Here is a 25,471-nt window from a genome sequence, read left to right as displayed (position 1 = left end):
GTCAGTCTCTCCGGCCGGGCATTACACCGGCGTTACAGGCGCTGTGACGGTGGCGTTGCCGCCGGGCTGGTCGACTGCACCCGTCAGATCACCGCACCGACCCTGCGCCGACCACCGGGAGAGCGTCGATGAGAACGAGAGTATGGGCCACCTTGCTGATGCCGCTCCTGCTGACGGCCGCCTGCACGTCGTCCGGACCGCCGGAGGTGGCCTCGGCCGGCGGGACGGTGTCGCCGCATCCGAGCGGCACGACGAGCCACTACGACCAGCTGGTCGCGTACACGAACTGCATGCGCCAGCGGGGCGTGCCGATCGGCGACCCGATCGGGACGGGGGACGACGCCGACGAGGGACACGTCCAGCCCGGCTTCGACAAGGGCAAGGCGGACGCGGCGATCGCGGCCTGCCAGGCGCTGCGGCCGCCCCGCGTCGGCCCCGAGATCGACCTGAAGAACGAGCTCAGCCGCCGGTACGCGCGCTGCATGCGGGAGCACGGCGTGCAGGATTACCCCGACCCGGACGCCGAGGGGCAGACCCGCGTGTCGCAGGAGGTCGGCGAGGACCCCGAGTACCCGGCTGCGAAGAACGCCTGCGACCAGCTCACCGAGGAGTGGTGGGCGTCCGCGTCGGCGTCGCTGAGGCCGAGCCGGTGAAAGGCCGGCACCGCCGCGCCCGGACGGTCGCCGTGACCGGGGTCGTCGTGCTGGCGGCGGGGGCCGCGACCGCCGCGGCGCTCGGCTTCGGCGGCGCGGACCCGGCTCCGACGGCGGCCGGCGACCTCCCGCCGGAGACCGCGACGGTCACCCGGGAGACGATGCAGGACACCGCCGAGGAGGCCGGCGACCTCGGCTTCGGCCACCCCGACACGCTGCCCGGCTGGCTGCCCGGCGTGATCACCCGCATGCCCCTGGCCGGCCAGGTCGTCGGCCGGGGGCAGGTCGTCTACCGCGTCGGCGAGCAGCCCGTCGTGCTCATGACCGGGCCCGTGGCGGCGTACCGGGATCTCGCGACGGGCTCGGTCGGCGCCGACGTGCGCGAGCTCGAAACCAATCTGCACGCCTTGGGCTACAACGGTTTCACCGTGGACGACCGGTACTCGGCCACGACCGCGGCGGCCGTCCGGCGGTGGCAGGCGGACCTCGGCGTACCCCGCACGGGACGGGTCGAGCTCGGGCGGGTGCTGTTCGCGGCGGGCCCGATCCGCGTCGACGCCGTCGCGACCGGGGTCAACCAGCCGACCGGCGGCGGCCAGCCGGTCCTCACGTACACGGGCACCGGGCACTCGGTCACCGTCCGGCTCGACGTCACCGAGCAGCGGCTGGCGCGGGTCGGCGTACCGGTGACGATCCGGCTGCCGGACGGGACCACCACTCCCGGCCGGATCGAGCGGGTCGCCACCGTCGTCGACCAGCAGTCCAGCGGGGACGGCAGCGCCGAGACCAAGATCGAGGCGATCGTGTCGCTGCGGGACCCGGCCGCCGCCCGGGGCATCGAGGCGGCCGTCGTCACGGTGGTGTTCACCGCGGCCGAACGCCCGGACGTCCTCACGGTGCCCGTCGCGGCGCTCGTCGCGCTCGCCGAGGGCGGCTACGGCGTCGAGGTCGTGGACGGCAACACCACCCGCTACATACGCGTCCGGACAGGACTGTTCGCGCAGGGCCGGGTCGAGGTCACCGGCGACGGGCTCGCGGCCGGGATGACCGTCGGGATGCCCCGATGATCGAGCTGACCGACGTCACCAAGGAGTACGCGGGCGGCATACGGGCCCTGGACGGGGCGAGCCTGACGATCGGGGCGGGCGAGTGCGTGGCGATCGTCGGCCCGTCCGGCTCCGGCAAGTCCACCCTGCTGCACCTCGCCGGTACGCTCGACCGCCCGACCACCGGCCGCGTGGTGGTCGACGGGCACGACGTGGCCCGCCTGTCCGACCGGAGCCTCTCCGCGCTGCGGGCCCGCCGGATCGGCTTCGTCTTCCAGCAGTTCCACTTGGCGGCGGGCGTGCCGGCGATCGAGAACGTGGCCGACGGGCTGCTCTACGCCGGCGTACACCGGAAAGAAAGAAGGCGTCGCGCCGAAGCCGCACTGGTACGCGTCGGCCTGGGCCACCGGCTTGATCATGAACCGCACGAGCTCTCCGGCGGCGAGCGTCAGCGCGTCGCGATCGCGCGGGCGGTGGCCGGGAACCCGGCGCTGCTGCTCGCCGACGAACCGACCGGCAACCTGGACTCGGCCGCGGGCCAGGGGATCCTCACACTGCTGCGCGAGCTGCACGCGGCCGGGACGACGGTCGTGGTGATCACCCACGACCGGGACGTCGCCGCCCGCCTCGACCGCCAGGTACGCGTCCACGACGGAAAGGTGCTCCCCTCATGAATCCAGCCCGTCTCGCCCCCGGCGACGTGCTCCGGGTGGGTGCGGCCGGACTGCGGACGCGGCCGGTCCGGGCGTGGCTGTCCGCGCTCGGCATCGCGATCGGGATCGCCGCGATGGTCGCCGTCGTCGGCATCTCGTCCTCCTCCCGCGAACAGCTCGACCGCCGGCTCGCCGAGCTCGGCACCAACCTGCTCACCGTCTCCACCGGACGCACCGCCACCGGCCAGGACGCCGCCCTGCCCGCCGAGGCCGAATCGATGGTCGGCCGCATCGGCCCGGTGACCGCCGTCTCCGCGACCGGACGCGTACCGGGGTTGCGGGTCTACCGCTCGGACAGGATCCCCTCGGTGGAGACGAACGCGCTGAGCGTCCTGGCCGCCCGGGTCGGCCTGCCCGCCACCGTCGCCGCCACGATCCGCCACGGCACCTGGCTCAACGGCGCCACCGGCCGCTACCCCGCCGCGGTCCTCGGCGCGGCGGCCGCCGACCGGCTCGGCATCGGCCGGCCCAGTTCCGCCGTCGAGATCCTGGTGGGCGGCGTACGCTTCACCGTCATCGGCGTGCTCGCCCCGGTCGCGCTCGCCCCCGAACTCGACACCGCCGTCCTCATCGGCTGGGACGCGGCCGCCACCCGGTTCCATTTCGACGGCCGTCCGACGACGATCTACGCCCGCGTCGACGACCGCCGCCTCGCAGCGGTCCACGCCGTCCTCGCCCCGACCGCCAACCCCCGCGCCCCCGGCGACGTCACCGTCTCCCGGCCCTCCGACATCATCGCCGCCCGCGCCGCCGCCGACGCCGCCCTCAACGGCCTGCTCCTCGGCCTCGGCGCGGTCGCCCTGCTCGTCGGCGGCGTCGGCGTCGCGAACACGATGGTCATCTCCGTCCTCGAACGCCGGGCGGAGGTCGGCCTGCGCCGCTCGCTCGGCGCCACCCGCGGCCAGATCCGCCTCCAGTTCCTCACCGAGTCGCTCCTCCTGTCCGCCCTCGGCGGCGTCGGCGGCATCGCCCTCGGCGTCGCCGTCACCGCGGGGTACGCGGCGTACCAGGCGTGGCCGTCGGTGGTCCCGGCCTGGGCGACCGGCGGGGGACTCGCCGCCACCGTCGTGATCGGAGGGTTGGCGGGGCTGTACCCGGCGTTGCGGGCGGCCCGCCTGTCCCCTACCGAAGCCCTGGCCACCCCATGATCACATCGACACCACGTACGCCCTACGACCCGTTCGGCCGGAGACCCGTGCGGCCGGGGACCGGTTCGGCCGTGGAGTGGTTGGCCGTGATCGAGTGCCCGAAAGCTGTAGATGTTGATCTCCATTGCTTGATCAAGAGCCGGGGAGCTGCAAAATCGGGCCGGTTTTGACAGCATTCGGGTACTTGATCAAGCCTTCGTGCCGCGATCAAGCCGAGCACGCCTGCGGCCAGTGATCGTTTGCCGCTATAACGGCAGTTCCCACCCCATCAGCATGATCAAATACCGTCATTACGGCAAGAAAGCGCTCTCTTGCCATATTAGCGGTATTCGATCAAGGGAATCGCCACCGCGGTGCCGTAATAGCGGTATTCGATCACGCTGATCGTGCCGCTGCGCCGACCTACAGCATCCCGAACGCGCTCCCTGAGCGAGTCGGACACCCTGCATATCGGACAGTCGCGACAAAGTCCAGGCCGCCGGCGAGTCCTGCACGAGGAGCCGCCCCGCCCGGACGCGAGCCAGTGAAGGAAAATCCTATACGGCGATTGTGGTGGATGCGTTACACATTTACAGTCCTCGCCATGACGACTCCCTTGACCGGTTCCGCTCTCCCCCAGCGCATCCGCCGCGTCGCTTTCGCCGTCCTCCTCGGCGCGGCCGCGACCCTGACCGCCACCTCCCCGGCGAACGCCGCATCCCTCGTGCAGTGCGAGAGCGAGGGCGGCTACTTCGACTGCTACCTGCCGAGCGGCTATGCGAGCGAGGTCTGGTACCTCGACGGCACGCATGTGGCCGGCGCGGACAACGCGTCCTCGATGGGCGGTTCCTGTGTGGTCGCCAGCCGCCACAACGTCCGCGTCACCTTCAGCGGGCCGGGCAGTTCCACCACCAATTTCACCTGCAAATAGACCGCTATCGGGCGCGGCGGGCGGCGCGTACCTGGGCGCGGAGGACGCGGGCGGACAGTTCCTGTTCGACGGCGGCGATCAGTTCGGGATCGTCGCCACCCGCCTCTACCTGGTCGACCAGTGCGGCCACCTCGTGGGCGTCGCGGCCGTGGATCTCGTCAAGCCACATGACCGGTTCCCCGGTACGCGGTTCCTTCCAGCGGACGTAGCGGCTGAGGATGTCGTACCAGGCTTGGCGGCAGCGCTCCTCCTCGGCCAGTTTGTCGGGCGGCCAGACGGTACGCCGGCCGCTCACCTCGACCGACGCCGACGGCCCGGTGATGATCGGGCCGCCGGCCTCCTCCTGGTAGAGCACCTGAGCCTGCACCGCGAACGGCGTCGCCCCCGGTACGCCGACGAACGCGATCCGGTGCTGCAACCCTTGGTACGGCCAGATCCACCGGATTCCGGGGGTGTTCGGCACGATGCCGGTCGGGCCGGTGCCCGGGACCGGGTAGAGGATCTCGGTGTCGTTCTGCAGGCTCCAGAAGACGTTCAGCCGGTCCGGGTCGTGCTCGAAACACAGCGCGACGGTCTGGACGAACAGGATGTCGCGGCCGACCCACAGGCCCCGGCGGCAGAGGGTCGCGTGGCTGCCGTCGTAGTCCTCGATCACGACGCGCCGGCCGGTGATCTCCTCGGACCGCTCGCACTCCTGCAGGGTATGGTTGGCCATGGTTCGACGGTAGATTTCCCGGCCCGGCCGCGAACCCGTTTCGGCGATCATCCTCCCGCCGGTCGATGGCGACGGGAAAATATCATGGCCGCATGCCCGCCGAGCCTTATCCGTCCATCACCGTCCGCGCCGTCGTCCCCGCCGACGAGGCGCGCTGGCGCGTGCTGTGGGACGCGTACACCAGATTCTATGAGCGTGAGCCGGTCGAGGAGATCACGCGCCGCACGTGGGCGCGCATCCTCGACCCGGCGGTGCCGATCTTCGCGATCGTCGCGGAGCGCGCCGGCGACGGCGGCCGCAGCATCCTTGGCATGGCCAACTACCTCCTGCACGACAGCACCTCGCACCTGACGCCCGTGTGCTACCTGCAGGATCTGTACGTCGATCCCGTCGCCCGCGGCGGCGGGGCCGGGCGGGCGCTCATCGACTGGCTGTGGCTGCGCACGCGCGAGGAGGGCTGGTCGACGCTCTACTGGCAGACCCGCGAGTCCAACCACCAGGCCCGCGCGCTCTACGACTCCTACACCCCGCACAGCGGCTTCGTCCGCTACGTCCTGCGGAACCAGCCCGTGCTCTGAAGAAGATCAAGATCGTTTTAGGGACAAAAGAATCTTGATTCTGAAGGATGAGCCAAACGGCCTCAGGCCTTGATGAGGTCGCGGGCCGCCATGGCGACCGCCTGGGCGGCGTTGTCGTAGTTGGCGAGGACCGTCACGACCCAGCCGCTGCCGGTGTACATGTCGAGGCTGGTGGACTCGCCCGGCGAACCGCCGCCGTGGCCGACCACCCACTCGTCGGTGACGAGCGCGGCGACCGGCCCGTACGCCTGCATCGCGGTACGCAACCTCGACGTGGCGGGCGGCGGTCCGGGCGGGGACGGCAGCAGGACCTTGCCGTTGAGGGTGAGCCGGGTGAAGGCCGGTTCGAGCAGGCGGTCGCCGAGGAGCGCGCGGGCGAACGTGTCGAGGTCGCGGCAGGTCGTGTACGCGTCCCCGCTCGGCGTGCCCTGATAGAGCCGCCCGGCGACGTCGTCGGAGCGCGTACCGTCCGCCGCGGTCGGATACGGGTGCGCGAAGCGCCGGTCGGTCGAGAACTCCGGCTTCGCGGCGAACTCCGTGGCCGCCATGCCGGCCCGTTCGAACACCGCCGTACGCACGTAGTCGTAGTAGGACGAGCCGGCGGCCTTCGCGACGATCGCGCCGAGGACGTGGAATCCCGAGTTGCTGTAGGACATGCCCGCGCCGGGCGCGAACGCGGGCGTCTCGGCCCGGATGAAGCCGAGCGGGCCGGCCAGCATCTGCCCGGCGCTCGCCCAGGTCGCCGCGACGTCCCAGAACCCCGGCGCCTGCATGTAGTCGCCGAGCCCGGAGGTGTGCGTGAGCAGGTGGTGGACGGTGACGTGGTCGGCGACCGCGGGTGCGAACCCGTCCAGGTACTCCCCGATCGTGCTCTTGTAGTACAGCTTGCGGTCCTGGGCCAGCCGCGCGACGGCGACCGCGGTGAACAGCTTGGTCACCGAGGCCATCGCGAACCTGGTGTCCGGGCTGTTGCGGACGCCGCGGGCGCGGTCGGCCCAGCCGTAGGACCGGGCGAGCACCGTCCGGCCGTGCCGGGTGACCAGCACGTTGCCGGAGAACTCGTCCCTGGCTGCCAGGCCGGCCACGAACCGGTCGAACTCGCCGCCCGGTCCGAGGGCGCCGCTGCCCGTGTCCGCGTACGCCGAGCCGGCCGTCGCCAGGGTCGCGCTCGCGGCCACCGGCAACGCGCCGAGTACGCCCAGCATCGAGCGTCGAGTCGTCATTCGCTTCGCCTTTCGTCGGAAGACCTCTGGGAAGAAGTTCTAGGCACGCGCGGCGATGGCGGCCCGATGCTGCGGCCATAGGCGGTCCATAGGTCCGCGCGGGCATACTGGGCCGGGTGAAGGTGCTGCTGGTGGAGGACGAGGAGCCGCTGGCCGGCTACATCGCGGCCGGGCTGCGCAAGCACGGGTTCGCGGTCGACCTGGCGCTCGACGGCCGGACCGCGCTGGACAAGTACGCGCTCACCCCCTACGACGTCGTGGTCCTCGACCGGGATCTGCCGGTGGTGCACGGCGACGCCGTCTGCCGCCGCCTCACCGAGGACGGGACGGCCCGCATCCTGATGCTGACCGCCTCCGGCACGGTCGAGGACCGCGTACGCGGACTGGATCTGGGGGCCGACGACTATCTCGGCAAGCCGTTCGCGTTCACCGAACTCGTGGCCCGCGTACGCGCCCTCGCACGGCGGGCGGCACCGGCCCGGCCGCCGGTCCTGCGGCACGGCGATCTCGTGCTCGACTCCGCCCGGCGGACGGCCGAACGGTCCGGGCGGCTGCTGCACCTGACCCCGAAGGAGTTCGGCGTCCTCGAACGCCTGCTCGCCGCGGCCGGTGACGTCGTGAGCGCGGAGACGTTGCTGGACAAGGTGTGGGACGAGCACGCCGACCCGTTCACCAACGCCGTCCGGATCACCGTCGGCACGCTGCGCCGCAAGCTCGGCGACCCGCCCGTGATCCACACCGTGACCGGCGCCGGCTACCGGATCGCCTGATGCGCGTACGCCTGACCGCCCGGGCGCGGCTGACGATCCTGTACACCGCCCTGGTCCTCGCCACCGGCATCGTCCTCGCCGGCCTCACCTACGTGCTGATGCTGCGCCGCCCCGTCCACGCCATCCAGCTGACGTGGACCTCCGGGACCAATCCGATGCCACCGGCACCCTCCATCGTGGACGGCGTACGCGCGGCCACCCTCTCCGACCTCCTCACCCAGGCCGCCGTCGCCCTCGCCGTCGTCACGCTGCTCGGTGCCGCCCTCGGCTGGTGGCTCGCCGGCCGCGTCCTGCGCCCGATCCGCGGCATCACCGAGACGGCCCGGCGGCTGTCGGCCGAGAACCTCTCCGAACGCGTCCCCGTCGGCCCGGCCGCCGACGAGCTGACCACGCTCGCCGCCACCGTCAACGGCATGCTCGACCGGGTCCAGGCCGGCCTCGCCGACCGCGACCGGATCCTCGACAGCCAGCGGATGTTCACCGCCAACGCCGCCCACGAACTGCGTACGCCGCTGACGACGATGCGTACCGCCCTCGACGTCACCCTCGACGGCGAGCCCGGCCGCGACGAACTGCTCGCGATGGCCGCCGACATCCGCATCGCCATCGACCGCAGCCGCGACACCCTCGACGGCCTGCTCACCCTGGCCCACAGCCAGGCCGGCCCGGTCCAGCGGACGCCCGTCGACCTCGCCACGATCGCCGCCGACCAGGTGAACGGTGAAACCGTCACCGACCTGCTGCCCGCACCGGTACACGGCGATCCGGTCCTGCTCGACCGCATGGTGGGCAATCTCCTGGACAACGCCGTCCGCTACGGGTCCAATATCACCGTCCACACCGGAGTATCAGAAGGCCGGGCCCACGTGCGGATCGGCAACGACGGGCGAGCCATCTCACCCGACGAGCAAGTGCGACTGCTGGAACCGTTCTTCCGCGGGCGGGCGGCACGCACCCGCCACGACGGGGTCGGGCTCGGGCTGTCGATCGTCCGCGCGATCGTCACCGCCCACGAAGGGAGCATCACGCTCCACCCCCGCGCCACCGGCGGTCTCGACGCCCACATCACCTTCCCCCTCCCCTGACCGGTCCGGCGGGCCGGAACACATTCAAGATCAACTTGAAGATCATATTCATGTCCCGGGTTCGCCGATCTCACCTCCGCTCCTCCCGCGGGAGACCGTTCCGCCCCTATCGCTGCGCTCCGGGGACTCCACTGCCAGGTGAGTGGGGCGAAGCATCCATCACCGTCGCCCAGTCACCGCCTCACCCCACCCCCGCCCGGCCTCACCCCACCGGGCCTCACCCCACCCCGCCCGGCCCTACCCACCCCGCCGGGCCTTTGTCCCGACTGTCCGACTTGTACCCGTTACGGTCCACGATCTTGCGCGAATGTCCGGGCATTTCGGGTGCATCGGACGAAATTCGGGGCATTCGCGCAAGATCGTCGGCCATCTTGGAGATCGGGGCCACCGTCCGACCCTGGCCGGTTCGGGCTTTGTCGCGACTGTCCGATATGGGTGCTGGGGCGGCGGCCGACGGGGTGATCGTTTACGGCTGAGGTGCGAAAACGGCCACTCGGTGCATGATCGTTTACGGTTCTGGAGCGCGCTGACCGGGTTTTACTGCACCTGACGCGTAATTGATCATGCAGATCGGGCTGGATTTACACCTCAGCCGTAATCGATCAAGAAATCCAAACCCGGCGCCCACCTGGCGGAAGATCATTCCCGCATTCCAGACGTTGGCCGTCGACAGTACGGCGTGGACGTGATCCACAGCGGCTGAGATGTCACAACGCACCCCTCTCCCATGATCTACAGCGGCCGGGATGTAGGAAAACGGCCATTACCGACATCCCAGCCGCAATGGATCAATGGGATGGGCACGGAAACTACATCCCAGCCGCGAATGATCACCGGCCAGCCGATCCGCCCAGCCGCCATATCGGACAGTCGCGACAAAGCCCGGGCGGGGGTGGGGTGAAGCGGTGACCGGACGACGGTGATGGATGCTTCGCCCCACCCACCTGGCAGTGGAGTCCCCGGAGCGAAGCGATAGGGGCGGAACGGTCTCCCGCGGGAGGAGCGGAGGTGAGATCGACGAACCCGGGACAAAATGCTTATATGATCTTGATCTTCTAGAAGCTGGAGACGACCTTGACGAAGGCGTCGCCGATGGTCGACGGGTTCTGGGCGTCGAACGCCTTCCCACTGGCCGCGCTCGCGATCTTCGTGAGCGTCGCCAGGTCCGACTCGTCGTCGAACGCGATGCAGAAGATCTTCACCGGCTTCCGCGGATCCAGTTTGACGTCCGCGAGCAGCCGGTCGAGGTCGTTGTCCTTCGCGTACTCGTTCTTGCCGTCGGTGAGGACGACGACCGCGTTGATCCGGCTGGAGTCGTAGTTCGCGGTGAGGTAGTCGTGCGCGGCGCGGATCGTGGTGTAGAGCGCCGTGTTCCCCGCGGGTTTGCGGGCCGCGAGCTTGGCGTCGACCGGGCCGGCGGCGAACGGGCCGAGCGGTACCTCGCTGGTGTAGGGCTGGGAGGGGCGCGCGGACGTCTCGGAGGAGAACGTCCACAGGCCGACCCGGTCCTGGGAGTTGAGCAGCTTGATGCCGTTGGCGACCGCGCCGGCGGCGATCTGCAGGCGGGTGCCCTTCTCGATGTGCTTGGCCATCGAGCCGGAGGTGTCCACGGCGAGCAGGATGTTGGCCTTCTTGCGCAGCGTGCCCCAGCTGCCGAGGATGCCCTGGATCACTTCGGGGTCGGGGGTGGAGAAGTAGGTCAGGTGCGCGCTGTCCTTGCCGCGGACGGTCTGGACGAGGTCGGCGGTGGCGTTCTGGTCGTGGTCACGGAAGCCGACGGCGGCGAAGGCGGCCTGCTGCGCCGGCTCCTGCAGGTACGCGAGGAAGTCGGCGGCCGCGGCCTTCTGGGCGGCGCTGTCCGACGGGAAGACGACGTAGGGGTGGTCGAGGTTGTACGTGCCCTCCTTCGGGTAGAGCGCGACCAGCGGCACCTTCGGCTTCTTCTTCTTGTTCGGCGAGAGCTCGCCCTCGTTGTAGAGGTAGACCAGCTCCTCCTGGGTGACGATCGCGCTCAGGTCGCCGGGTCCGTCCCCTGTGGACACCGTGGTCTGGTCGTTGGCGGCCACGGACCTCAGCAGGTCCACGACGTCGTCGCTGTAGTGGGAGACGTTCGCCTCGATCTGCCGCACGAACCGCGTGACCTCGGGGTCCTTGAGGTCGTCGGTGGTCAGGTCGCTGGACTTGCCGACCGTCGCCGCGTAGTAGGTGGCGATGGTCGCGGCCAGGCCGGAGGTGGACAGGTTCGGGTTGTCCTTGCCGAAGGTGAACCGGCCCCAGTCCGGGCGGCCGAACTTCGCCCAGCCCTGCTCGCCGGACAGCCCGAGGATGTCGTTCCAGCCGAGCGGGCCCTTGGACTGCAGGAGTTCACCCTGCGGCTGCTTCATCGCGATGACCAGCGGGCTGCTCGCGACCGACGGGAACTTCGTGCCCGGGGTCTGTTCGGGGCGGCCGGCGGCCCGGTCGCGCAGCTGCAGCTGGCCGGTCCACAGGGTCGAGGACGGCAGCCACACCTGCGGCACCGGGATGTCGGGCTGCTGCCTCGCCCAGCCCTGGTCGAGCGCGTCCATCGCCACGCCCGAGGTCAGGCCGTGGACGGTGACCCGGGCGCAGTGGCCGGCGTACGTGCGGTCGCTCGTGTTGTAGCGGTCGGCGAGCTCGCGGACCAGCACGTCCTTCTCCGTCGAGGAGACGACCTCCAGTCCCACGCAGGCGGCCCGGTCCACCGCGGGCTGGCGGTTCTGGACGAACACGTAGGCGGCGGCCATCACCGCGAGGCCCGCCACCACCGCGATCGAGTACGGCAGCCAGGTCCGGGAGGTGCGCGCGGTCATGACGACATCATGTCAGTCGCGTACCAGGGCGGCGGCGGCCACCGCGCGGACCGCGTACACGACCGCGAACGTGGCCGCTCCGGCCACCGCGGCCGTCGTGACCACAGTGGACGCGATGTAGGTCGTCGCGGTGCCGGCCGCGCCGAGGAAGATCGCCAGCGCCGCTCCCCGCGGGTCCGCGAGCTGCCGCGCGAGCCGCCGTCCCCAGGGCGCCCGCGCCGTCGGCACCACGGCCGTCGCCGCGTCCGTCCCCGCCTGCAGGACGGTCTCCATCGGCTGCGTCGGCGACGGATCCTTTCCCGTGTACGCGAGCAGCCGCAGCACCACCTGCTGGGCGGTGGGCCGCACGCGCTGGTCCTTGGCGAGGCAGTCGGTGACGAGGTCGCGGAGCGGGCCGTTCAGCCCGGCCAGGTCCGGTGAGCCGGACATGACGCGTTCCATGACGGCGGCGACCCCGTCGTTGCCGAACGGCGGCCGGGCCGCGGCCGCGTACGCGATGGTCGCCGCCCAGGCGAAGATGTCGCAGGCCGGCCCGACGTCCACATTGCGGAACCGCTCCGGGGCCATGTACGGCACCGTCCCGATGACGCCGCTGCTCATGGTCTCGTGCCCGTACGCGCGCGCGATCCCGAAGTCGATGACGCGCGGCCCGTCCTCGCCGAGGATGACGTTGTCCGGCTTGAAGTCGCAGTGCACGACCCCGGCCTGGTGGATCGCCGCGAGGGCGGTGGCCGTGCCGACCGCCAGCCGGTAGAGGTTGTTGGCCGGCAGCGGGCCCTGGTCGCGGACCTGCTGGAACAGGGTGCGGCCCTCGATGAACTCGCTCACCACGAACGGCGGCTCGCCGTCGAGGTCGGCGTCGAGCACCTGGGCGGTGCAGAACGGCGCCACCTGCCGGGCGGCCGCGATCTCCTTGGCGAACCGCGCCTTCGCCTTCGGGTCGTTCACCAGGTCGGCGTTGATCGTCTTCACCGCGACACGCGTACCGGCGGGGTCCTCGCCGAGGTAGACGACGCCCTGGCCGCCCGCGCCGAGCCGGCCGAGCAGCCGGTAGCGGCCGGCCTTCTGGGGGTCGTGCGCCATCAGCGGCTGCGACGGATTCGTGGGTGGCATCGCGCTCGATAGTGCCATGCCCGCGCCGCGCTGTCCCTCCGGATTCCCGCTCCGGCGAGTACCCTGTGCCGGTGCAGACGCTGCTCTCCCTGCTCGGTGTCGTGATCGGAGCGATCGCGACGTACGCCGTCACCGCACTGTCCGAACGGGCCCGCTGGCGGCGGGAGCAGAACGCCCGGTGGGACGGCCAGCGGCTGACCGCGTACGCCGAGTACGCCCACGCCGCCAAGAACCTCATCACGGCCATCGTCAACCTGCCGTACGGCCGCCGCCTCTTCGAGGGGTACGAGAACGCCGGGCAGGAAGCACCGGAGACGACGGTCGCCGATCTGCGGGCCGCCGAGGCCGAGCGTACCGCGCGCTGGGAGGCGGTCCTGCTGCTCGCCGGGGACCGCGGTGTCCAGGCCGGTCGCGAGTGGCACCAGAGCATCTTCGTGCTGCAGACGATCGTCGTCGCCGAGGGCGGGCAGGACGAGTGGAACACCGCGATCGAGGCGGTCAGCCGGGGGCGGCGGGCGTTCTACGAGGCAGCCCGGGCGGACCTCGGCATGCCCGCGAGCCGCACGCCCGAGGTGTTCGAGTGGCAGATCGGCAAGTACCTGCGCCCGCGTACGCCGCAGTCCTCGGAGCGCTGAGCGCCGCCGCGGACCGCTCGGACGGCAGCCGGCGGCAATGGCCGTACGCGCCGGCCCGGCCGGTGCGGGCAGCGCCCGGACCGGCCGTGGTGCGGGTGTTCCGCGGGCCTACGCGGCATCCCGTCGACGCTGGTCACGCTTCTCGTTCTTCTGCGTGCGCTTCTCCTTGAGGGTGAGCGCGGGCTTCTTGACGGTCCGTTTCTGCGCTGACTTGTCCGACATGATGCCTCCCGGATGCCCCGGCCGACGGTCGCCGTCGATCGGTGCGTAGGCGTGCGTTGATCCCGCCGACCCGGACCACGTCCAGGACGCACGAGCTGAAGAGGGGTTCGACCTCGCCGTGTGCGAGGCCGCCGGCGGTGCCGACGAGACGATCACGAGCACCCGTGCGGGCGCCGGCGATCCGCGCGCCGGCTCAAGGGGCGCCGTCGAACCGGTAGTGTCTGTCACCCTACGCGCCGGGACAGCCCCGCACCAGCCGCGCCACGCGTACTTCGATGCGGGCGAATCGACTCCGCGGCGTACGGCACGTGCTCCGGCGGATCCGCAGGCTATACTCGCACTGCCGGGGAAATGGACCCGCGAGTTCGGTTTGACGTATCCAGCTGTAGGTGACCTGCCGTCGAGGCGTGTCCCTGGAGGCGGGCCGAGCGGGACCGGTGCGGCGCGACCACGCGCCCCGCTTCCGCGCCCGGCGTCTCGGCACCTCGCACGCCCCTCCGCGCCCGTCCCCGCCGGTCCGACTGTACACATCGGACGGGGGATCGGCCGTCGCCGTGCCCGCTCGATCGCACCGCATACCCGCGGCGGTGTTCCGCACTGGCCTGACTTCGAGAGGCATGCCGCCTTTCCAGGCAGGCACCGGCTGTGTGAACCGCGCCCGGCGCCGACATCGAATCCGGAGATGCCCAGAGTGAAGCAAGCCGTACGCCTTCCCGCCCACCCGTCGCCGAGCACCCCCGAGCGCCGCGGGGCCAGATCGCTCGCCGAGCGGCCGGGGGCCGCCACGCCGAAGTCCGTCCGGTCGATCGGCATCCTGAGCACCTACCCGCCGATCCAGTGCGGGATCGCCACGTTCACCGCCTCGCTGCGCGACGCGCTGATCGGCGGCCGGTCGGACCTGCAGGTGGGCGTCGTACGCGTCGGCGAGGCCGCGCGGTCGCCCTTCGACGACGCCGTCACCCACGTCATGACCGGCACGGGCGGATCGGACAGCCGGGCGGCCGCGGCGGCCCTCAACCGCTACGACGTCGCCGTCGTCCAGCACGAGTTCGGCATCTACGGTGGCGACGACGGCGAGCAGGTCCTGGAGGTCGTGGCGGCGCTGCGCGTACCGGTGGTGGTCGTGGCGCACACCGTGCCGGCCCGGCCGACGCCCAACCAGCGGCGCGTCCTCACGGCGCTGGGCCAGGCGGCCGACTCCGTCGTCACGATGTCGGCCACCGGCCGCCGGCGGCTGCTCGACGGCTACGGCATGGACGCCCGCAAGCTCACCCTCATTCCGCACGGCGCGCCGGCCGGTGCTCCGTCCACGCGGGACCGCGGCAGCCGCCCGGGCCCGGTCGTGCTCACCTGGGGCCTGCTCGGCCCGGGCAAGGGCGTGGAGTGGGGAATCGCGGCACTGTCAGAAATGGACACGACCCGGCTCGCGCCGACGTACGTCGTGGCCGGGCAGACCCATCCCAAGGTGCTCGCCCGCGACGGGGAACGCTACCGCGACGACCTCGCGGACCAGGCCGAGCAGCACGGCGTCAGCCGGTTCGTGCGGTTCGAGCCGGGCTACCTGAGCCCCGAACGCCTGCGCGAACTGCTGGCCGAGGCCGATCTGGTGCTGCTGCCCTACGACTCCCGCGAACAGGTCACCTCCGGGGTGCTGACCGAAGCGCTGGCGGCGGGCGTACCCGTGGTGGCGACGCCCTTCCCGCACGCCGTCGAACTGCTCGCCGACGGCCGGGGCGGGGTGCTCGTCCCGCACGCCGATCCGGCCGCGATCGCGGCGGCGGTCACCCGCATCGCGGACGAGCCCGACCTCGCAAAGTCCATGTCCGAGCACAACACCCGGCTGACAGCCCTCGTCGGCTGGCCGGCCGTGGCGACGCGGTACCGGCGGGTCTTCGACGACCAGCTGCGGCGCCAGCGACGGCTGACCCGATGAGCGCCGACCTGCGCGCGGCCTGGGGCCATCTGCTGCGGATGTCGGATTCCACCGGGCTGTTCGAGCACGCGGAGGGCGCCACGCCCCGCCGTGAGCACGGCTACTGCGTCGACGACGTCGCGCGCGGCCTCGTCGTGCTGGCCCGCGAAGGTGCCCTCACCCCGCAGCTGCACCGGCTGGCCGAGAACTACCTGGCTTTCCTCTGCCACGCCCAGGTACGCACCGGCGCCATCCACAACAGACTGAGCTTCGACCGGCGCTGGACGGACACCCCGGGATCCGGCGACTGGTGGGGTCGGGCACTGTGGGGCCTCGGCACACTGGCCCACCGCGGTCCCGACAGCTGGCTGCGGGACCAGGCGCTGACCCGGTTCGAGATCAGCGCCGCCCACCGTTCGCCGTCCACGCGCTCGATGGCGTTCGCGGCGCTGGGCGCGGCGGAGGTCCTGGTCCGCGATCCGGCGCACAAGGCGGCACGGCGGCTGCTGGCCGACGGCGCGGCCGCGGTCGGCCGGCCGAGCCCGGACCCGCGCTGGCCGTGGCCCGAGGCCCGGCTCTTCTACGCCAACGGCGCCCTGCCGGAGGTACTGCTGGCGGCCGGGCACCTGCTCGACCGCCCGGCACAGGTCGAAGCGGGGCTCGCCCTGCTGACGTGGCTGCGGGAGATGGAGACCGAGGCCGGGCAGCTGTCGATGACACCGGTCGGCGGCCGGGCGGCCGGCGACCGGCGGCCGGGCTTCGATCAGCAGCCCATCGAGGCCGCGGCGCTGGCCGACGCGTTCGCCCGGGCCTTCGCGTACACCGGGGACGCCGAGTGGGCCGAGGGCGTCCGGCAGTGCGCCGCCTGGTTCCGGGGCGCCAACGACGCCGGCGTGCCGCTGATCGACCCCGGCACGGGCGGCTGCGGCGACGGGCTGGGCGCCACCGAGGCGAGCCTCAACCAGGGCGCCGAATCGACCCTGGCCCTGATCTCCACGCTCCAGCACGAGCGGGCGCTGACAGGACCGGCGCGGTGAGCGGGAATCCGGTACGCGTCGGCCCGCGCCTCGCCGCCGACCCGCGTCGCGTCATCGCCAAGCTGTTCGCGCCCGGCGAGGAGGCCTCCGACAGCCAGTCCCGCGTACACCTGGTCGTCGACCGGGTCCGGGCGCTGACCGAGGACGAGGTGGCGACCGGCCTCAACCGGGTACGCGACGGCTTCGCATCACGGCACCGCGATCTGGACGCCCTCCTCGAGCGGCATGCCGCCACCGTGTCGCCCCGGTTGCACGACACCGACCAGTTCAGCCGGGAGCGCCGGCTGCTCGTCGGGGCGTACCTGACGCACGAGTACTCGGTCGAGGGCGCCGCGCTGTGCAATCCGTCGATGGTCCGCCATCCCGACCAGGCCGGCGTACCCGCCGGGCGGACGCGTTTCGTGATGAGCGTACGCGGCATCGGCGAGGGGCACCTGTCGTCGATCGGGTTCCGCACCGGCACGGTCTGGGCCGGCGGTGTCGACGTCGACGATCCGGGCCACCACCTCACGACCGGTACGCGTACCAGCCGGGACACGGTCAAGCAGACGATGGTGCACCACCTCGCCGGGCTGGGCGTCGACGCGATCACAGCCGGGCAGATCCTCTCGGAGCTGCCCGGGTCCTTCACCGACGAGACCCTGCGGTACGCCCTGTCCAACCTGCATCCGCACCTGCTGGACCGGCCCGGCATCCAGCAGGCGGCCCGGATCGCGGCCGACATCTCCACCAGCCGGTACGCCGTGACGTTCGCCGCCGGCACGCCCCCCGGCGAGCAGCTGATCTGGCCGCAGGCCCCGGCGGAGCGCCACGGCATGGAGGACCTGCGGCTGGTCCGGTTCAGCGCACCCCGCTCGGCCGACGTCTACCTCGGCACCTATACGGCCTACGACGGGGATCACGTCACACCGCACCTGCTGTCCACCCGCGGCTTCCAGACCTACGACATGAGCCCGCTGGCCGGGCCGGCCGCGCGCGACAAGGGGATGGCGTTGTTCCCGCGCCCGGTCGGCGGGGCGTACCTGGCGCTGTCCCGATGGGATCGGGAGAACCTCAGCCTCGCCACCTCCACCGACGGCACCTTCTGGGAACGCGGCCCGGTCATCTGGCCGGCGCTCGAACCGTGGGCGTTCGTCCAGGTCGGCAACTGCGGCTCGCCCATCGAGACGGAGGAGGGCTGGCTCGTGCTCATCCACGGCGTGGGCCCGATGCGCACCTACGGGATCGGGGCCATCCTGCTCGACCTCGAACGTCCCGACCGGGTCCTCGCCGCGGCGTCCGAGCCGCTGCTCCTGCCCGCGGCCGACGAGCGCGACGGCTACGTGCCCAACGTCGTCTACTCGTGCGGCGGCCTGCTGCACGACGGCACGCTGACGATCCCCTACGGGCTGAGCGACGGCGCGGTCGGTTTCGCGCAGGCGGAGCTGGCCGCCCTGATCGCCGGACTGCGCCGCCGCCCGTGACGACGCCGCCCGTGACGACGCTGGAGGAGACGCGTCAGTAGGAGCCGTCGAGTAGGCCGTTGAGGTACTTCTCCACATTGGAGTATCCCGTGTGGTCGAAGTCCCCGCCCGCGTCCGACGCGCTGTCCGGGTTCAGGCCGTGCGCCGTCTCCCACGCGTCGGGCATGCCGTCGCGGTCGGCGTCGGCGGGCGGCGTACCGCCGGCGATCGTGCCGTAGCCGCTGTTGCCCAGGCCCGTGCCGGTCTGGTGCGCCCACAGGTCACCCGACTTGCCCAGCGACTTCACGTCGGCCACCACCAGCGTGTCCACCTGGTCGCGGGGCAGCGCGCCGGCCTTCGCCGTGACCTCCGCGTACGCGGCCGCCGCGGACAGGGCCGGGATCGACGCGGTCGCCGTCGACCACGGGCCGGCCAGCGCGGTGGCACCGCCACCGATCCCGAGAGACGAACCGTTGAGTACGCCGTCCTTGTTGCTGTCGATCACGTTCCCGCTGTTGTAGACCGACTGGTTGCCCATCTGGTAGTACGCGTTGGACGCGTTCGTCGTCCGCGGGCCGGTGATGAAGTAGTTGCCGATCACGTCGTGGTCGAAGTGGCCGGAGGAGTTCCCGGCCGTGTACCCGGCCTGGTAGTCGTACACGACGTTGTTCACGTACTGGGTGTTCGCCTTGGCCAGCGGGCACCGGTTGTGCGCGTTGGCGAACAGGTCGCGGTACCAGGTGTACGGCCCGGTCTCGGTGTGCGCCGCGAACTGCTGCCCGATCGGGTCGGCGCTGATCGAGTACTGGACGGTGACGTTCGTCGCCCCGACACTGTCGATGTTGTTCCACTGGGCGAACTCGATCGACACGTGGTCGAAGATCAGATTGCCGCCGTTGTAGAGGTTGATGCCGCTCTTCTCGTTGTCCGGGTCGAGATCGCCCTGGCGGAAGCGTACGTCGCGGACGATCACGTTGGTGCTGTTGGCGAACGACACCTCCCGGCCCATGATGCCGATGCCGCCGCCCGGTGCGGTCTGCCCGGCGATGGTGAGGTTGCTCTTCACGGCCACGGCCGACGACAGGTTGACGTAGCCGCCGACGTCGAACACCACGATCCGGTTCGAGCCGCCCACCGCGTCGCGGAAGGAGCCGCTGCCCGAGTCGTTCAGGTTCGTCACGTGGTAGACGCTGCCGCCCCGGCCGCCGGTCGCCGCCGCGCCGAACCCGACCGCGCCCGGAAACGCGACGACCGGTCCCGCGGGCGTCGGGCTGGCCGAGGGCGACGGTTTCACCGACGGCGACGGGCCGGCCGACGCGGACTTGCTCGCCGAGGGGGACGCACCCGGCGAGGACGCCGGCGAGGAAGGCGTGCTGGAGGACGGCGTACCCGTGCAGGTGACACCGTTGAGTGCGAAGCTGGAGGGAACGGGGTTGGCCGTGGTCCACGCGCCGTTGAAGCCGAAGCCGACCGTGGCGCCGGCGGCGACGACGGCGTTGTAGGAGACGTTCCGGGCGCTGACCGCCGGGCCGCTCTGCGCGACGGTGGCGTTCCAGGCCTGGGTGACGCTCTGGCCGGGCGCGAACGACCAGGTCAGGGTCCAGCCGTCGACGGCGTCGCCGAGGTTGGTGACCTGCACGTCGGCGCCGAACCCGCCGGACCACTGGCTCGTCACCGTGTACGCGACCGAGCAGCCGGCGCCCGCCGCCGAGGCGGTCAGCGCCGTGGCGGTCAGCCCGGCGGCGACGGTGGCCGTGGCCAACGCGATCACGAGGGGGCGACCTCGTGGGATGGTACGCATCGGGAGTTCCTCCGTGGAGTGGAAGGGACGGGATGTCGTTTCGGAGACGGGACGGGCACGGGGCGGATAACAGCTCCGGCGCGGCCTACCCTGTGCCGATGCGGCGAACGCCCAATCCCGTGCTGCCCGGCTCCCACCCCGACCCGTCCGTCGTCCGCGTCGGCGGCGACTACTACCTGGCCACGTCGACCTTCGAGTGGTCGCCCGGCGTACGCGTACACCATTCGCGGGATCTCGTGACGTGGCGGCCGCTGGGCGGCGTCCTCGACGGCCGGCACCTCGATCTCACCGGCTGCCCGGATTCCGGCGGGGTGTGGGCGCCGAACCTGAGCCACGCGGACGGGCTGTTCCATCTGGTCTACAGCAACGTCTCCACCTATCTCGGCGGCTTCACCGACAGCCCGAACCACCTCGTCACGGCGCCGTCGATCGACGGGCCGTGGTCGGCGCCGGTGCCGCTGCACGCGCGCGGGTTCGACGCGTCCCTGTTCCACGACGAGGACGGGCGGAGCTGGCTGCTGAATCTCGTGCACGACTGGCGACCCGGGCACGGCGGCAGCGCCGGGCTGGAAGCCGTCCGCTACGACCGGTCAGCACGGCGGCTCGACGGCACCCCGGTCCCCATCGAGCTGCCGCCCGGCGGCGGCTGGATCGAAGGGCCGAACCTCTACCGCGTCGGCGACTGGTACTACCTGCTCACCGCCGACGGCGGGACCGGCTGGGCGCACCGGGTGACCGTCGCCCGGTCGCGTACGCTCGCCGGTCCTTATGAGCGCGATCCGGCCGGACCACTCGTCACCGCGTACGACCGGCCGGACTGGCCCCTGCAGAAGGCCGGCCACGGCAGCCTCGTGCGTACGCCGGCCGGCGACTGGTTCCTCGCCTACCTGGTCGCCCGGCCGCTCGGCGTACACGGACGGTGCCTGCTCGGGCGCGAGACCGCGATCGCTCCCGTCACCTGGACCGCCGACGGGTGGCCCCGGATCCCCGGCGCGCTACCGGTGCTCGGCGACGAGCCCGCGGCCGAGGACGAGACGGACGGGTTCGACCAGCCCGTGCTCGGGCCGCAGTGGTCGACGCTGCGCCGGCCGGCCGCGCCGGACTGGCTGTCGCTCACCGAACGGCCGTCGCGGCTGCGGATCCGGGGCGGGCGCTCACCCCAGAGCCTGATCGGGCCGAGCCTCGTGGCACGGCGGATCACCGCGTACAGGTGCGCGTTCGAGGCCACCGTCGAGTTCCGGGCCGAGGGGTTCCAGCAGCTCGCCGGGGTCACCGCCTACTACAACACGCGCAACTGGCATTTCTGCTACGTGACCGACGACGGCGGACCCGTCCTGCGCGTCGCGACCTGCGACCGGGGCGAGGTCCGCGTCCACCCGGCCGGCGTACCCCTGCCCGACGGCCCGGTACGCGTCGGCTTCGACCTCGACCACGGCGACCTCACCTTCCGCTACGACACCGGCGACGGCTGGCGGCGCTGCGGTCCGGTGCTCGACCCGCTGATCCTGTCGGACGAGCACGCCACCGAGATCACCGGCGCCGACGTGCGTACGCTCGCCTTCACGGGCGCGTTCGCCGGGCTGTGGGTGTGGGACCTGACCGGCGGCGGGCACCCGGCGGACTTCGCCGACGCCGCCTACCGCACCGGGGTTCAGACGGTGTCCGGGTCGCCGACCGTCAGCCGGAGCGTGTAGGCGCCGTCTTCGCGGTAGAGCCCGACATGGCTGCACATCTGGTGGCACAGCCACAGTCCGAGACCGCCGCCGTCCCCGGCCCCGAGCGGGAGCATCCCGGCGAGCGGCTCCTTCGGGCCGAGCCCCTGATCGGTCACGGTGAGCACGAGCCGCTTCGCGCCGGCCCACAGGCGTACGCGTACCGGCGCGCGGCCGTAGAGCGAGGCGTTGGTCACCGCCTCGCTCACCGACAGCACGAGCGCGTCGACGTCGGACTGGGGGAACTCCGGCGGCACGGCGGCCTGCACCGCCTGCCGGGCCTCGGCCGGTTCCGGGTCGATGAGACTCACCACCGGCGCGGTCAGCAGCAGCGGATCGTCCGGCGGCCGGCGCGACTCGGTCAGGAACTCGGCCGGGTTTACGTAGTCGATGTGTGGGGTGTGGCCGCCGTCGGGCCGGGCCGCCCGCGGATGCGTACGCACGACGTCGGCCAGCATGTCCGGCGGAGTGGAGGTCGTGTCGTACGCGCACATGCTCCACAACGGGAATTCGTCGTACGCCTGGTTGATCGCCGACTCGTAGCGGGCCCACCAGTCCCAGGTGGCGCCGAACGCGGACGGGGCGAGTTCGCCGATGATCCGGATCTGGCCGGCCCCGCCGAGGACGAAGTCCGCCAGCATCCGCCGGTACGCCTGGATCGCGCCGGGCGGGCGCGCGTACATGTCGCCGCCGGGCAGGTACGTGATGCCGGGATCGCCCCCGGTCGCCCGCCGGATCAGGGCCGCGTGCTCCTCGCCGAAGGCCACCAGCACGGGCTCGCCCGCGGCCACACCGTCCCGCAGGAACGGCACCGCGATGTCGACGAGTTCCCGGTCCGACGCGTACAGGGCGGCCTCGTGGAAGTACCCCGTGTGCCCGGCGGCCGCTCCGGTCCTCATGCCGCCACCTCCACCCGTACCGCCTCCAGCTCCATCAGTTCCACCAGCCGTCTCAGCAGCGGCCGGGCGCCGCGCAGCAGCACCCGCCGGCCGCTGCCCGCGGCCCACCGCTCCAGCGACCGCACCGCGCCGTGATGGGCGAAGCCCAGCCCGGTCATGTCGACCACCAGTTCGCCGTCGTCCGGCCGGATCCGGTCCAGCGCGGCCTCCAGCAACGCCACCGCATCATGATCCAGTTCGCCCGCGAAGGCCAGTCCTGCGCCGACGGCGTACAGGCGGAAGGGCGACGACTGCGGGGTCACGGTCGGATGCAGCGAGGCGACCTGCGCGAGGTCGGTGTCCGGGACGACATCCCGAGCGTACGCGCACAGCCCCGACAGCGGATGCGCCGCCATGTAGACATCGGCGAGATGCTCGTAACGGGCGAAGCCGTCGAGCGCGACGGGATCGCCCACGAGGGTCGTCGCATCGGCGGCGACCCGCAGCCCGGTGTAGCCGGCGGCAAGAGCCCGCTCGGTCTCCTGGCTGTAGTACTCGACCTGCGCGTACGGGTCGGCCAGCGTCCTCGGGTAGACGGTCTCCGCCTGGAGCAGATCCGCCTGGCCGCCCGCCAGCACCTCCGCGAACCACTCGTCGGACCGCCACCGGTGGTACTCGCCCGGCGGGGCGATCAGCAGCACCCGCTCCCCCGACGCCATCCCCGTGCGCGCGAACTCTCGCGCGGCGGCGCGCAGTTCGGCCGGCTCCCGGAACGCGAAACAGACATGAGAATGCGCACCGACCTCGGCCGCATCCGCCACCACACCCGAGCGCCGCATGCGGCGGCCGTTACCCGGCCGGCCGGCGTCCCAAACGATCTTTTTCCGGCAGTCCCGCCGTCCCGACTTTGTCGCGACTGTCCGATATGTGCGCCGGCGGGCCGGCGACAGGTGATCGTTTACGGCCGAGGTGCGAAAACGGCCACTTGATGCATGATCGTTTACGGTTCTGGAGCGCGCTGACCGCCTCCGGGTGCACCTGACACGTAAACGATCATGCAGGTCAGGCCGGATTTACACCTCAGCCGTCAACGATCAGGAAATCGGCGGCCGTTGTCCGCCTGGCGGAAGATCGTTCCCGTATCGCGGACGACGAGCGGCGGCGACGCGGCAAGGCCGGATCGGTCAGGACGGGCGCGGGGTGCGGGGCAGGACGGTCAGAACCCGGATGATGTGGTCGCGGAACTCCGCCATGTAGCCGCGCAGGAACTCCCGGACCCCCTCGTCCGCGACCTCGCCGTCGCCGGGGAACACCTGCGGCGTGAACTGCACGTACGCCTCCGGTGCCGTCATCTGCCGGGCGTTGCAGAAGCTGAGTACGCCGCGCAGGCTCTGCTGGGCCAGCGCCGTGCCGATCTGGCCGATCGAGGCGCCGATGACCGCGGCCGGGATGTGGTCGAAGGCGTTCTGCCCCCAGGGCCGCGACGCCCAGTCGATCGCGTTCTTCAGGCCGCCGGGGATGCTCCGGTTGAACTCCGGCGTGACGAACAGGACCGCCTGCGAGGCGTGGATCGCCTCCTTGAGCGCCACCGCCTCCGGCGGGTAGTCCGCGTCGTGGTCCTGGCTGTAGAGCGGCAGGTTCCGGATCGGGATCTCGGTGAACTCCATGTCCGCCGGGGCCAGCTTGATCAGCGCCCGGGACAGCTCACGGTTGACCGACGTCGAGGACAGGCTGCCGATGAAGTATCCGACCTTGTACGTAGCCACGGTTCCACGGTCGCACGGGGGCGCGGCCCCGGAGGCCTGTTCAGGAAAGTACGCGGAACGCCAGTCGTCGCGGCGGCAGGTCGCCGAGCGCCGTGCGTACGCTGAGCGCCGCCTCGTGCTCGCCCGGCCCGGTCGGCAGGGGCCAGACCGGATCGGCCGCGCCGATCTCGTGACGGACTCCGTCGTGCTGGACGGCGTACCCGAGAAAGTGGGGGTGGCGGCAGGTGAGGCGGACGGCGGCGGTGTCCGCGCGCACGTCCATGCTCAGGCCGATCTCGCCGAGGTCGGGGTAGACGTCGGCGGGTGAGCGGACCAGTTGCCGGCTGACCCGCGGCGCGCCCTGGAAGTGCGGTACGAACGTCTCCGCCCAGGTGGCGCCGGTGGTGGCGATGTGGTGGAAATAGGTGAACCAGAACGCGGCGGTGTCGGGGGCGAGCGGACCGTCCGCGGCGACGAAGGCGGGCGGGCTGCCGGCGGTGAAGGCGGCCTGCAGCTCGGGCGCGGACAGCGGCTGGTCGCCGGAGGACCAGTACGCGCCGTTCTGCCCGTCCAGAACCACCCACTTGCCGAGGTCGTCGAGCCAGGCCTCGCTGACGACGTGGCCCTTGCCCCAGCCCGCGTGGTAGTCGCGCTGGCGCAGGCCGACCCGGCGGGCCGGAATGCCGGCGGCGTTGAGGGCGTGGCTGAGCACGACGCTGTACTCGACGCAGGCGAACCGCATCCCGTCGTCGTCCACGTGCCGCAGGACGTCCACCGCGTCCTGCTCCTCGGCCACGTGGTCGTTGGCGTGCTCCCACCGGCCGGTCACCCAGTGCAGCAGGGTCAGCGCGCGGTTCCAGGCGGAACCGGACAGCTCGGGCAGGTAGGGCCGCAGGAGTTCTTCGCGGTCGGGGGTCGTGCGGTAGAGCTCCAGCGGCAGCGTCGGAGTCAGCGTCGGCCACTCGGTGAGCAGCAGCGGCACGGGCGGGAGGTTCGCCGCGAACCGCGCCTGGATCGCCGGCCACGCGGGATCGGCGCCGAAGGCCTTCTCGACCTCGCCCTCGAAGATCTCGGGCTGGAAGAAGCCGCCGTCGAGCGCCTCGTCGAGGTAGCCGCGGGCCAGCGCCTGGCGGCCGAGCCGGCTCGCCGCGACGGCGCAGGCGGGCGCCCACAGGCTGGGCCACAGCTCGTCCTCCCGCAACTGGTGGGCGAGGGCCAGCAGTCCCCCGTCGTCCTCGGCGCGCAGCAGGTCCTCGGCGGCGATGCGCAGCTGGGTCGGGGTGGTCATGACAGACATCATGG

Annotated in this window: 23 protein-coding genes; 13 read left to right on the top strand and 10 right to left on the bottom strand. The window is 71.8% G+C overall.

Annotated features, from left to right (window positions below):
* The first annotated feature begins 128 nt into the window (after window positions 1–128).
* The 4 genes from G401_RS57920 to G401_RS0126825 are packed head-to-tail and all read left to right on the top strand — an operon-like array spanning window position 129 to window position 3,560.
* Entirely contained in the window at window positions 129–653 is a 525-nt protein-coding gene (locus tag G401_RS57920) for a hypothetical protein (RefSeq protein WP_245601853.1), read from the top strand.
* The gene (locus tag G401_RS0126835; protein ID WP_245601852.1) at window positions 614–1,720 is read left to right on the top strand and encodes a peptidoglycan-binding protein; all 1,107 of its coding nucleotides are present in this window, start codon (window positions 614–616) and stop codon (window positions 1,718–1,720) included. Before G401_RS57920 ends, G401_RS0126835 begins: the two co-directional genes overlap by 40 nt.
* On the top strand, window positions 1,717–2,373 hold the full coding sequence (locus G401_RS0126830) for an ABC transporter ATP-binding protein (RefSeq protein ID WP_027344902.1): 657 nt from the start codon (window positions 1,717–1,719) through the stop codon (window positions 2,371–2,373). Before G401_RS0126835 ends, G401_RS0126830 begins: the two co-directional genes overlap by 4 nt.
* Window positions 2,370–3,560 (top strand): ABC transporter permease, encoded by a 1,191-nt coding sequence (locus G401_RS0126825; protein WP_027344901.1) that lies wholly within the window; start codon window positions 2,370–2,372, stop codon window positions 3,558–3,560. Before G401_RS0126830 ends, G401_RS0126825 begins: the two co-directional genes overlap by 4 nt.
* Window positions 3,561–3,879: 319 nt before the next feature.
* On the opposite strand, the gene G401_RS58430 is transcribed toward G401_RS0126825, so the two are convergent.
* Window positions 3,880–4,002: a hypothetical protein gene (locus G401_RS58430; RefSeq protein ID WP_281174211.1), complete on the bottom strand. Its 123-nt coding sequence runs from the start codon at window positions 4,000–4,002 to the stop codon at window positions 3,880–3,882.
* Between the two features lie 141 nt (window positions 4,003–4,143).
* Here G401_RS58430 and G401_RS0126820 point away from each other — a divergent pair, with 141 nt between their 5' ends.
* A complete protein-coding gene (locus tag G401_RS0126820) occupies window positions 4,144–4,470 on the top strand; it encodes a hypothetical protein (protein ID WP_157546364.1) in 327 nt (108 codons plus the stop codon).
* Window positions 4,471–4,474: 4 nt separating this feature from the next.
* On the opposite strand, the gene G401_RS0126815 is transcribed toward G401_RS0126820, so the two are convergent.
* Window positions 4,475–5,185: a hypothetical protein gene (locus G401_RS0126815; RefSeq protein ID WP_157546361.1), complete on the bottom strand. Its 711-nt coding sequence runs from the start codon at window positions 5,183–5,185 to the stop codon at window positions 4,475–4,477.
* 92 nt (window positions 5,186–5,277) lie between these two features.
* On the opposite strand from G401_RS0126815, the gene G401_RS0126810 reads away from it, so the two are divergent.
* Window positions 5,278–5,763, top strand: a complete 486-nt coding sequence (locus tag G401_RS0126810) for a GNAT family N-acetyltransferase (RefSeq protein WP_034593225.1) — start codon at window positions 5,278–5,280, stop codon at window positions 5,761–5,763.
* 62 nt (window positions 5,764–5,825) lie between these two features.
* Here the strand turns inward: G401_RS0126810 and G401_RS0126805 are convergent, their stop codons facing one another.
* Window positions 5,826–6,986 (bottom strand): serine hydrolase domain-containing protein, encoded by a 1,161-nt coding sequence (locus tag G401_RS0126805; RefSeq protein WP_027344897.1) that lies wholly within the window; start codon window positions 6,984–6,986, stop codon window positions 5,826–5,828.
* A gap of 116 nt (window positions 6,987–7,102) precedes the next feature.
* Between G401_RS0126805 and G401_RS0126800 the strand changes: the two genes are divergently transcribed.
* Window positions 7,103–7,756 (top strand): response regulator transcription factor, encoded by a 654-nt coding sequence (locus G401_RS0126800; RefSeq protein ID WP_027344896.1) that lies wholly within the window; start codon window positions 7,103–7,105, stop codon window positions 7,754–7,756.
* Complete coding sequence (locus G401_RS0126795) at window positions 7,756–8,841, top strand: sensor histidine kinase (RefSeq protein ID WP_157546358.1); 1,086 nt, start codon at window positions 7,756–7,758, stop codon at window positions 8,839–8,841. Before G401_RS0126800 ends, G401_RS0126795 begins: the two co-directional genes overlap by 1 nt.
* A 1,055-nt stretch (window positions 8,842–9,896) precedes the next feature.
* Here G401_RS0126795 and G401_RS0126790 read toward each other — a convergent pair.
* Window positions 9,897–11,672: a vWA domain-containing protein gene (locus G401_RS0126790; protein ID WP_027344894.1), complete on the bottom strand. Its 1,776-nt coding sequence runs from the start codon at window positions 11,670–11,672 to the stop codon at window positions 9,897–9,899.
* Between the two features lie 12 nt (window positions 11,673–11,684).
* Window positions 11,685–12,785 (bottom strand): serine/threonine-protein kinase, encoded by a 1,101-nt coding sequence (locus G401_RS48685; RefSeq protein ID WP_169734254.1) that lies wholly within the window; start codon window positions 12,783–12,785, stop codon window positions 11,685–11,687.
* A 71-nt stretch (window positions 12,786–12,856) separates the two neighbouring features.
* Here G401_RS48685 and G401_RS0126780 point away from each other — a divergent pair, with 71 nt between their 5' ends.
* From G401_RS0126780 to G401_RS0126760, 4 genes are all read left to right on the top strand, one after another.
* Entirely contained in the window at window positions 12,857–13,420 is a 564-nt protein-coding gene (locus G401_RS0126780; RefSeq protein ID WP_027344893.1) for a hypothetical protein, read from the top strand.
* 904 nt (window positions 13,421–14,324) lie between these two features.
* On the top strand, window positions 14,325–15,575 hold the full coding sequence (locus G401_RS0126770; protein WP_084557649.1) for a glycosyltransferase: 1,251 nt from the start codon (window positions 14,325–14,327) through the stop codon (window positions 15,573–15,575).
* Entirely contained in the window at window positions 15,572–16,591 is a 1,020-nt protein-coding gene (locus G401_RS0126765) for a hypothetical protein (protein WP_027344891.1), read from the top strand. Before G401_RS0126770 ends, G401_RS0126765 begins: the two co-directional genes overlap by 4 nt.
* Window positions 16,588–18,054, top strand: a complete 1,467-nt coding sequence (locus G401_RS0126760) for a glycoside hydrolase family 130 protein (RefSeq protein ID WP_027344890.1) — start codon at window positions 16,588–16,590, stop codon at window positions 18,052–18,054. Before G401_RS0126765 ends, G401_RS0126760 begins: the two co-directional genes overlap by 4 nt.
* Window positions 18,055–18,088: 34 nt before the next feature.
* On the opposite strand, the gene G401_RS56180 is transcribed toward G401_RS0126760, so the two are convergent.
* A complete protein-coding gene (locus tag G401_RS56180; RefSeq protein ID WP_157546355.1) occupies window positions 18,089–19,834 on the bottom strand; it encodes a cellulose binding domain-containing protein in 1,746 nt (581 codons plus the stop codon).
* 98 nt (window positions 19,835–19,932) lie between these two features.
* Between G401_RS56180 and G401_RS48675 the strand changes: the two genes are divergently transcribed.
* Window positions 19,933–21,528: a family 43 glycosylhydrolase gene (locus G401_RS48675; protein ID WP_051367199.1), complete on the top strand. Its 1,596-nt coding sequence runs from the start codon at window positions 19,933–19,935 to the stop codon at window positions 21,526–21,528.
* Here the strand turns inward: G401_RS48675 and G401_RS0126745 are convergent.
* From G401_RS0126745 to G401_RS0126730, 4 genes are all read right to left on the bottom strand, one after another.
* Window positions 21,486–22,445, bottom strand: coding sequence for a sensor histidine kinase (locus tag G401_RS0126745; RefSeq protein WP_027344889.1), 960 nt, complete (start codon window positions 22,443–22,445; stop codon window positions 21,486–21,488). The two genes, G401_RS48675 and G401_RS0126745, sit on opposite strands and share 43 nt — an antisense overlap.
* Window positions 22,442–23,263, bottom strand: coding sequence for an MEDS domain-containing protein (locus G401_RS0126740; RefSeq protein WP_034593220.1), 822 nt, complete (start codon window positions 23,261–23,263; stop codon window positions 22,442–22,444). Before G401_RS0126740 ends, G401_RS0126745 begins: the two co-directional genes overlap by 4 nt.
* Window positions 23,264–23,608: 345 nt before the next feature.
* The gene (locus G401_RS0126735; protein ID WP_027344887.1) at window positions 23,609–24,190 is read right to left on the bottom strand and encodes an NADPH-dependent FMN reductase; all 582 of its coding nucleotides are present in this window, start codon (window positions 24,188–24,190) and stop codon (window positions 23,609–23,611) included.
* A gap of 40 nt (window positions 24,191–24,230) precedes the next feature.
* Window positions 24,231–25,457 carry a transglutaminase-like domain-containing protein gene (locus G401_RS0126730; protein WP_027344886.1) on the bottom strand — a complete coding sequence of 409 codons (1,227 nt, stop codon included), beginning with the start codon at window positions 25,455–25,457 and terminating at the stop codon, window positions 24,231–24,233.
* Between the last annotated feature and the right edge of the window lie 14 nt (window positions 25,458–25,471).

It is taken from the genome of Hamadaea tsunoensis DSM 44101, assembly GCF_000428945.1.
GTDB lineage: Bacteria > Actinomycetota > Actinomycetes > Mycobacteriales > Micromonosporaceae > Hamadaea > Hamadaea tsunoensis.
Note: the sequence above shows the minus strand (reverse complement) of the source record. Positions and strands in the feature narration are given on the sequence as shown.

Bases quoted from the DNA above. Each gene is read 5' to 3' on its own strand.
- G401_RS0126825 (WP_027344901.1), top strand. From the start codon at position 2,370: ATGAATCCAGCCCGTCTCGCCCCCGGCGACGTGCTCCGGGTGGGTGCG.
- G401_RS0126830 (WP_027344902.1), top strand. From the start codon at position 1,717: ATGATCGAGCTGACCGACGTCACCAAGGAGTACGCGGGCGGCATACGG.
- G401_RS57920 (WP_245601853.1), top strand. From the start codon at position 129: ATGAGAACGAGAGTATGGGCCACCTTGCTGATGCCGCTCCTGCTGACG.
- G401_RS0126820 (WP_157546364.1), top strand. From the start codon at position 4,144: ATGACGACTCCCTTGACCGGTTCCGCTCTCCCCCAGCGCATCCGCCGC.
- G401_RS0126805 (WP_027344897.1), bottom strand. From the start codon at position 6,986: ATGACGACTCGACGCTCGATGCTGGGCGTACTCGGCGCGTTGCCGGTG.
- G401_RS48685 (WP_169734254.1), bottom strand. From the start codon at position 12,785: ATGCCACCCACGAATCCGTCGCAGCCGCTGATGGCGCACGACCCCCAG.
- G401_RS0126810 (WP_034593225.1), top strand. From the start codon at position 5,278: ATGCCCGCCGAGCCTTATCCGTCCATCACCGTCCGCGCCGTCGTCCCC.
- G401_RS0126745 (WP_027344889.1), bottom strand. From the start codon at position 22,445: ATGAGGACCGGAGCGGCCGCCGGGCACACGGGGTACTTCCACGAGGCC.
- G401_RS0126790 (WP_027344894.1), bottom strand. From the start codon at position 11,672: ATGACCGCGCGCACCTCCCGGACCTGGCTGCCGTACTCGATCGCGGTG.
- G401_RS0126770 (WP_084557649.1), top strand. From the start codon at position 14,325: ATGCCCAGAGTGAAGCAAGCCGTACGCCTTCCCGCCCACCCGTCGCCG.
- G401_RS0126765 (WP_027344891.1), top strand. From the start codon at position 15,572: ATGAGCGCCGACCTGCGCGCGGCCTGGGGCCATCTGCTGCGGATGTCG.
- G401_RS56180 (WP_157546355.1), bottom strand. From the start codon at position 19,834: ATGCGTACCATCCCACGAGGTCGCCCCCTCGTGATCGCGTTGGCCACG.
- G401_RS0126795 (WP_157546358.1), top strand. From the start codon at position 7,756: ATGCGCGTACGCCTGACCGCCCGGGCGCGGCTGACGATCCTGTACACC.
- G401_RS0126730 (WP_027344886.1), bottom strand. From the start codon at position 25,457: ATGACCACCCCGACCCAGCTGCGCATCGCCGCCGAGGACCTGCTGCGC.
- G401_RS0126815 (WP_157546361.1), bottom strand. From the start codon at position 5,185: ATGGCCAACCATACCCTGCAGGAGTGCGAGCGGTCCGAGGAGATCACC.
- G401_RS48675 (WP_051367199.1), top strand. From the start codon at position 19,933: ATGCGGCGAACGCCCAATCCCGTGCTGCCCGGCTCCCACCCCGACCCG.
- G401_RS0126740 (WP_034593220.1), bottom strand. From the start codon at position 23,263: ATGCGGCGCTCGGGTGTGGTGGCGGATGCGGCCGAGGTCGGTGCGCAT.